The organism is Streptomyces sp. MB09-02B (assembly GCF_033794485.1).
Lineage (GTDB): Bacteria > Actinomycetota > Actinomycetes > Streptomycetales > Streptomycetaceae > Streptomyces.
This window is the reverse complement of sequence record NZ_JARGEE010000056.1, coordinates 24,334-30,668: the sequence shown is the minus strand read 5'-3', so window position 1 is coordinate 30,668 and position 6,335 is coordinate 24,334. Positions and strand designations below refer to the sequence as shown.

Below are 6,335 nucleotides of genomic sequence, written 5' to 3'. Positions count from 1 at the left end.
CCCGCCGTTCTTGTCGCGGCCATCAACTGCCCTAGCTGTATTGATCACGAGCGTTGTTGACACTGGCGGGTCTTGAACATGGCGAAAACCTCCGATGTGGTGGAGCTGTCTGGGAACACACCGCACGGAGGTCTTCGTGTCCCACCGTAATGCCCGGCTGACCGTTCACGGCAGCCGGATCCTCGCCGAACTCGCCGGCAGACACGCGGACCGCACCTGGGAGAAACGGATCCGCGAGCGGGTGCGGCCCGACGTGCTCATCCTCGACGACTACGCCATGCGCCAGCTCTCCGCGGCTCACGCCGATGACCTCTACGAACTCGTCTCCGAGCGGCAGGGGCGGTCCCTGAGCATCCCGAGCAACCGGACGCCCAGCGACTGGTATCCCCTCTTCCCCAACCCCGTCGTCGCCGAGTCCCTCCTCGACCGCCTCATCAACACCAACCACCAGGTCTCACGAACGGCCCCAGCCACCGCCCGAACAAGCGCCCCAAGAACCCCACCAGGAAGAGCGACGGCGCATCAGGCGACGGCGCGAGCTCCGCCTGTACGCGGCGGTCACCAGTCGCCTTCCGGTTCGGTGGGTGCCCGCGCGACGTCGCGCTGTTCCCGCTCCGCGCGTTCCAGGTCCGCCTCCACCATCATGCGTACGAGCTCGTCGAAGTCGACGGTCGGTTCCCAGCCCAGCTGCGCCCGCGCACGCTTGGGGTCGGCGCACAGCAGATCCACCTCGGCGGGCCGTACCAGACGGGAGTCGCAGACCACGTGCCGCGACCAGTCCAGCCCCACTGTCTCGAACGCGATGCGCACCGCGTCCCGTACCGAGTGGGTACGGCCGGTGCCCACGACGTAGTCCCCGGGGTTGCCCTGCTGGAGCATCAGGTGCATCGCCTTGACGTAGTCCCCGGCGAAGCCCCAGTCGCGGACGGCGTCGAGGTTGCCGAGCCGCAGTTCGCTCTGCAGGCCCTTGCTGATGCGGGCGGCGGCGCGGGAGATCTTGCGGGTGACGAACTCCCGGCCCCGGCGTGGGGACTCGTGGTTGAAGAGGATGCCGGAGACGGCGAACAGACCGAAGGATTCCCGGTAGTTCCTGGTGATGAAGTGGCCGTAGGTCTTGGCCACGCCGTACGGGCTGCGCGGGTGAAGGGCGGTGTCCTCGTTCTGAGGGACCTCGCGCACCTTGCCGAACATCTCCGAGGACGAGGCCTGGTAGAAGCGGATCTGCCCGGCCATGCTCGTGGTGCCCGACCGTCCGATGCCACTCACCATGCGAATGGCCTCCAGCATGCGCAGCACACCCAGGCCGGTCACCTCGCCCGTGAGGTCGGCCTGCTGCCATGACATGGGGACGTAGCTGATGGCGGCCAGGTTGTAGACCTCGTCGGGTTGCGCCCGGTCGACGGCCGCGACCAGGCTGCTCTGGTCCAGGAGGTCGCCCTCGACGAACTTCAGGTCGTCGGCGATTCGGCTGATCCGGGAACGGTGCGGGCTGGGCTGCCCTCTGAGCAGCCCCCACACCTCGTAGCCGCACCGCAGGAGGTGCTCGGCCAGGTAGGAGCCGTCCTGGCCGGTGACTCCGGTGATCAGGGCGCGTTTCACAGCAGGGCTCCCTCGTGCGGGTCCGGTCGCGGGTCCGGCGCGTCCGGCCGGCGGCAGTCGGGTGTCCAGCCGGCCGTACGCAGGCCCGCCACGAGTTCGGCCACGGCGCCGAGGTCGGCCACGCTGCCGAGGCAGCCGGGGCGCAGCGCTTCCAACTGCCCGCGTCCGGTCCTCACGTGCAGGGACCAGCAGCCGGCGGCTGCCGCGGCTTCCAGGTCCGTGTCGTGGTCGCCGACGAGGAGCGCCTCGGCCGGTGCCACGCCGAGCCGGCTCAGGGCCCGCAGGAGCATGCCGGGGCGGGGCTTGCGGCACGGGCAGCCGGTTTCCGGGAGGTGGGGGCAGTGGACGACGACGGGCCGTGGTACTCCCGCCGCGGCGAGGTCCTCGGTCATCCGGTCGTGGATGCGGCGCAGGCCGCACTCGCTGAGCAGGCCCCGCCCGACGACGGACTGGTTGGTCACGACGGCGAGTTGTGCGATGCCCAGGTCGGTGAGGCGAGCGCAGGCGGTTGTCGCGCCCGGGAGCCACTGCCACTGTCCCGGGTCGGTCACATGGTCGGGACGGTTGACGTTCAGCACTCCGTCACGGTCGAGGAGGACGGCACGGAACGGCATGCGGTGACCCTTCAGTCGATGCCCTGAGGCGCGAGCACCGAGCCCGCGTGGCGTTCGGTCAGGAGTTCCCGTACGGCTGCGCGAACCGCTGCGTGCGACGACAGCTTCGGGCGCCAGCCGAGGGCGAGCAGGCGATGCGGGGCGATCCGCAGGGTCGGGATGTCCCCCGCCCAGCCCCGGCCGCCCTCGCCGCACACGATCTCCCCGGACGGGCCGGGCATCTCGGCGACGGCGATTCTCGCGACCTCGGCGGCCGAGGTCGCGTCGGTGTTGCAGACGTCGTAGGTGTCGAACCGCCGGTCTGTCACCCCGTCGCGCTCGGCGTGGGAGCGGGCCAGGGTGGTGAGGGCGGTGGCGCAGTCGGAGACGTGGAGGTAGCTGCGGGTCTGGCGTCCGTCTCCGAGGACGGTGAGCCTGCCGGGGTCGCGTCGCAGCCGTTCGACGAAGTCGTGCACGATGCCCCTGCGCATGCCGGGTCCGACGATGTTGGAGAGCCTGGCGGCGACAGCCCGGAAGCCGCACTCGTGTGCGGCGGCCGACACGAACGCCTCGGCGGCCGCCTTGCCTGCCCCGAACCGGGTGGCGGGGCGCGGGACGCGGGCAGACTCCTCGGCGGGTGCGTCGGCTCCGTCGCCGTAGACCAGTTGGCTGGACGACATGACGAGGACTGCAGGCGGGTGTTCGGCGACTGCTTCCAGCAGGGAGACGGTACCGCCGACGGTGGTGTCGTAGTCGGCGCGGGCGGCGGCGGCCCATGACCGGTTCTCGGTGTGCGCGGCCAGGTGGAAGACGAACCGTGCGCCCCGCGCCAGTTGCTCCAGTGTGTGAGTGTCACGCAGGTCCGCCACCTGATAGCGGAACCCTGGCGTGTGAGCGTGAGGCCACAGGCGGTTGGCGCCGTCCCACGGGACACGGTCCACGGCGCTCACCCTGGCACCGCTCCTCAGCAGCGAGGTCACCAGGTGCGCTCCGATGAAGCCCGCGGCACCGGTGACGAAAGCGTGCGGCGGATCCGCGCTGTCGACGTCCATACGGTCCGAAATATCCATGGCGGTGGCCTTTCGTCAGTCGGGGACCCGGATCAGCCCGGCCAGCTGGGCCAGGCTGCGGATGCGTGCGTAGCGCTCGGGGTCGTCCGGGTAGATCCCCAGGGGGTCGTACAGGATGGTGCGCGGCAGGTGTGCCGGGGCGCCGTCGAGCGTGTCGGCGACGTACACGCACTGGTGGAGCGGACGGCCGAGGGCGACGGCCGCCATGCGGAAGATCCGCGGGTCCGGTTTGGCGATGCCCACGACCGAGGAGTCCAGCACGCCGTCGAGGGTGCGCAGCAGACCGGCGTTGGCGAGTTCGGCGTGGGCCTCGCCGTCGGCGTTGCTGACCACATACCGCTGTACGTGCGGGGGCAGCGTGTCGAGCAGCGCCACCGCCTCGGGGTTGACCAGGCTCCACAGCCGGGTGTCGGGGACCTCCGCGCGCACCGTGTCCCAGAGCGTGCGGCCCAGTTCGGGAGGGCATCCGGCGTGCCGGGACCACAGGTCCTCGAAGGAGTGGTCCGCTCCCCCGGCATGAGGGCTGCGCAGATCACGGTCGCGTGCGGCGAGCGAGACCGCATGCCGTGCGGTCGCGGCGCAGATGCGGACACCGCAGCGGAGGGCGAGGTCCGCGAGGATCTCGCCGTCGATCAGCATCAGCACTCCGCCGGAGTCCAGCATCAGGGCCGGTGGGTCGGCACGGGGCGCCGGGCCGGAGTGGGCATCGGCCTGCGAAGTCGCGGTATCCAGCGCTGCGTTCATGTCCTCACCTCCTTTCGGGACATGCCGGGGGCCGGTGCCTGGTGCGTCGCCGCGTGCCCGGGTCGGTGCGCACACCACCGTGCCGTGGGCCGGCTTCCGGGACGGGTCGTCGACCTGCCGGTGTCCGCCCGGGAGGGCGGGCCCCGCGGCAGCGTGTCGCGGGGCGCACGACCTTTACGGACGGGGCTACGCCGGGCCGGGGGTGAGGAGCAGGTTGACGAACTCGCGTTCCGTGGCCTCCGCTGCGGCGGCGAACTCGTCGTCGGGCAACGCGGGGTCGATGGGCAGGTCGTCGACGACGTCCCGGGTGAAGCCGAGTGAGGAGTAGATCCGCAGTACCTCCACCGGGTCGTCGCCGCGGTCGCGGATGCCGGGCGGCCAGAACTCCACCAGCATCCGCGGTCGGCAACGGCGCAGCGTGCGGGCCATGCCGAGGATGGCCAGGTGGTCCGCGCCCTGGAGGTCGATCTTGGCGAACGCGATGTCGGGGACGTCGTCGAGGATGTCGTCGAGGGCGATCACCGGTACCGGGTGGCTCCACTCGCAAGCACTGTCGAGGACCCGGTGGTCGCCGGTGTTGTGGTCCTTGTCCCGCCGCAGGTGGCCGATGCCGGACTCGGCGCCCGCCGCCGCGAACACGGGGACGACGTTGGAGGCGCTGTTGCGTATCACGTTCTGGACCAGAAGCTGGTGGTTCCAGGCGTCCGCCTCGACGGCGATGACCCGGCCCCGGGGTTGCACGAGTGCGGACATGAGCAGTGAGAAGTACCCCACGTGGGCACCGATGTCCAGGACGGTGCTGCCCGGCGTGACGTGTTTGCGCAGCGCCTCCTCCTCGTCCTGCTCCCATCGGCCGGTCTCGGCGATCTCCTCGCGGATGATGGCGTCGTCCCCGTCGATCAGCAGTTCGCCGACGTCCGAGGCGAGCCGCTCGGGCAGGTGCCAGGCGGCCGGGTCGTTGCCGGCCACGGCCCGGCCGATGATCGGGCGCCACAGGGCGGCCGTGTCGTCCCCCGCCGACCGGCGGGTGCCGGGTGAGGTGTCCCCGGCGGCCGTGACGGCGGCGGCCGCCGCCGTCCGCTGCACGGTGAGCGCGAAGTCGGCGGGTGACGGGCCACCGTAGGGTGCTGCGTGCTGGGTCATGTGCTTCCTTCCGCGGTTCGTTTCCGGCTCGGGTCGAGGTCAGACGGGGACGCCCTCGACGAGGCTGTGGTACGCGGCGTCGAGGTACTCGTGGTCGCCGAGGCGCCGTGCGCCGGTGAGCCGGAATCCGGCCGCCTCGAACAGTGCGGCGAAATCGCCTTCCGACCGGACCCTTCCGCCGGTGGTCACCAGCAGGTCCATGTCGGTGGTGACGATGCCGTGGGCAGGGCCCAGGTCCTCGGCCCGCTCGGGCATGAGCGGTTCCATGACCAGGAGGCGACCGTGGTCCGGCACGGCGGTGCGGCAGTTGCGCAGGATGGTCAGCGCGTGCTCGTCGTCCCAGTCGTGCAGCACGCTCTTGAGCACATAGAGGTCTCCGCCCGTGGCCACCCCGGCGAAGGCGTCCCCGGCGACCACGTCGCAGCGGTCGGACAGCCCGGCCCTGGCCAGGGCTTGTGGCGCCTGGGCGACTCCCTCGGGACGGTCGAACACGATGCCGCGCAGCCCTTCGTGCGCCTGGAGCAGGCAGGTGAGCAGAGCTCCGTTGCCGCCGCCCACGTCGACGACGGTCTTGTACGGGGAGAAGTCGTAGCCGTCCGCCAGGACTCGTCCGGCCACCCGGGTGTCCTCCCCCATGGCGCTGTTGAAGACGGCGTATTCCTCCGGGCGCTCGGCGAAGTAGTCGAAGTACGGGAGCCCGTGGACGCGTTCGAAGGCGTTGCGGCCGGTGCGCACCGTTTCGGTCAGGTCGCCCCAGCTGCGCCACATGGCGTCGCCGGCGAACAGGAGCACCATGCCGCGTAGCGAATCGGGCACGTCGGAGCGCAGCGGTCGCCCCATGGAGGTCAGGGCGTAGCGGTCGCCGTCCTGGGCCTCGACCATGCCCATGCCCGCCATGCCGCGCAGCAGGCGCCGCATGGACGCCTCGTGGGCGCCGGTCCTCCGGGCCACCTGGGCGCTGGTCCGGGGACCTTCGGCCAGCGCGTCGGGGACGCCGAGGCTGACGGCGGCGTTGATCACCTGGGCCGGCATGGCACCGAAGGCCAGCTGCCACAGCCGGGGAATGTCCTGGTCGTTGTCGGTCCGTGTCATGGAGCTCCTCCGGTGGTGTGGTCGGCTTTCGGTGGTCTCGGCCGCCGGTGCGGTGGGCGACGACGGTGCGTGCGGTGGCGGGGTGCGCGGTCGG

The 6,335-nt window shown here is 71.3% G+C and carries 6 protein-coding genes and 1 pseudogene; 1 reads left to right on the top strand and 6 read right to left on the bottom strand.

Annotation, left to right across the window (positions count from 1 at the left end; genetic code table 11):
- Positions 1 to 94 precede the first annotated feature (94 nt).
- Positions 95 to 397 (top strand): annotated as a pseudogene (locus tag P1P70_RS11290) (ATP-binding protein); the annotation flags it as partial.
- Between the two features lie 161 nt (positions 398 to 558).
- On the opposite strand, the gene P1P70_RS11285 reads toward P1P70_RS11290, so the two are convergent.
- The 6 genes from P1P70_RS11285 to P1P70_RS11260 all read right to left on the bottom strand — a co-directional run bounded on the left by P1P70_RS11285 (position 559) and on the right by P1P70_RS11260 (position 6,241).
- A complete protein-coding gene (locus P1P70_RS11285) occupies positions 559 to 1,599 on the bottom strand; it encodes a GDP-mannose 4,6-dehydratase (protein WP_319236677.1) in 1,041 nt (346 codons plus the stop codon).
- Positions 1,596 to 2,213, bottom strand: coding sequence for an HAD family hydrolase (locus P1P70_RS11280; protein ID WP_319236676.1), 618 nt, complete (start codon positions 2,211 to 2,213; stop codon positions 1,596 to 1,598). Before P1P70_RS11280 ends, P1P70_RS11285 begins: the two co-directional genes overlap by 4 nt.
- 11 nt (positions 2,214 to 2,224) lie before the next feature.
- Entirely contained in the window at positions 2,225 to 3,262 is a 1,038-nt protein-coding gene (locus P1P70_RS11275; protein ID WP_319236675.1) for an NAD-dependent epimerase/dehydratase family protein, read from the bottom strand.
- 15 nt (positions 3,263 to 3,277) lie between these two features.
- On the bottom strand, positions 3,278 to 4,006 hold the full coding sequence (locus P1P70_RS11270) for an HAD family hydrolase (protein ID WP_319236674.1): 729 nt from the start codon (positions 4,004 to 4,006) through the stop codon (positions 3,278 to 3,280).
- A gap of 186 nt (positions 4,007 to 4,192) precedes the next feature.
- Positions 4,193 to 5,149, bottom strand: coding sequence for an FkbM family methyltransferase (locus P1P70_RS11265; RefSeq protein WP_319236673.1), 957 nt, complete (start codon positions 5,147 to 5,149; stop codon positions 4,193 to 4,195).
- A 39-nt stretch (positions 5,150 to 5,188) separates the two neighbouring features.
- A complete protein-coding gene (locus P1P70_RS11260) occupies positions 5,189 to 6,241 on the bottom strand; it encodes a methyltransferase (protein WP_319236672.1) in 1,053 nt (350 codons plus the stop codon).
- Positions 6,242 to 6,335: the final 94 nt, after the last annotated feature.

Coding starts and splice junctions, on each gene's coding strand:
- P1P70_RS11280 (WP_319236676.1), bottom strand. CDS start 2,213: ATGCCGTTCCGTGCCGTCCTCCTCGACCGTGACGGAGTGCTGAACGTC.
- P1P70_RS11275 (WP_319236675.1), bottom strand. CDS start 3,262: ATGGATATTTCGGACCGTATGGACGTCGACAGCGCGGATCCGCCGCAC.
- P1P70_RS11270 (WP_319236674.1), bottom strand. CDS start 4,006: ATGAACGCAGCGCTGGATACCGCGACTTCGCAGGCCGATGCCCACTCC.
- P1P70_RS11265 (WP_319236673.1), bottom strand. CDS start 5,149: ATGACCCAGCACGCAGCACCCTACGGTGGCCCGTCACCCGCCGACTTC.
- P1P70_RS11260 (WP_319236672.1), bottom strand. CDS start 6,241: ATGACACGGACCGACAACGACCAGGACATTCCCCGGCTGTGGCAGCTG.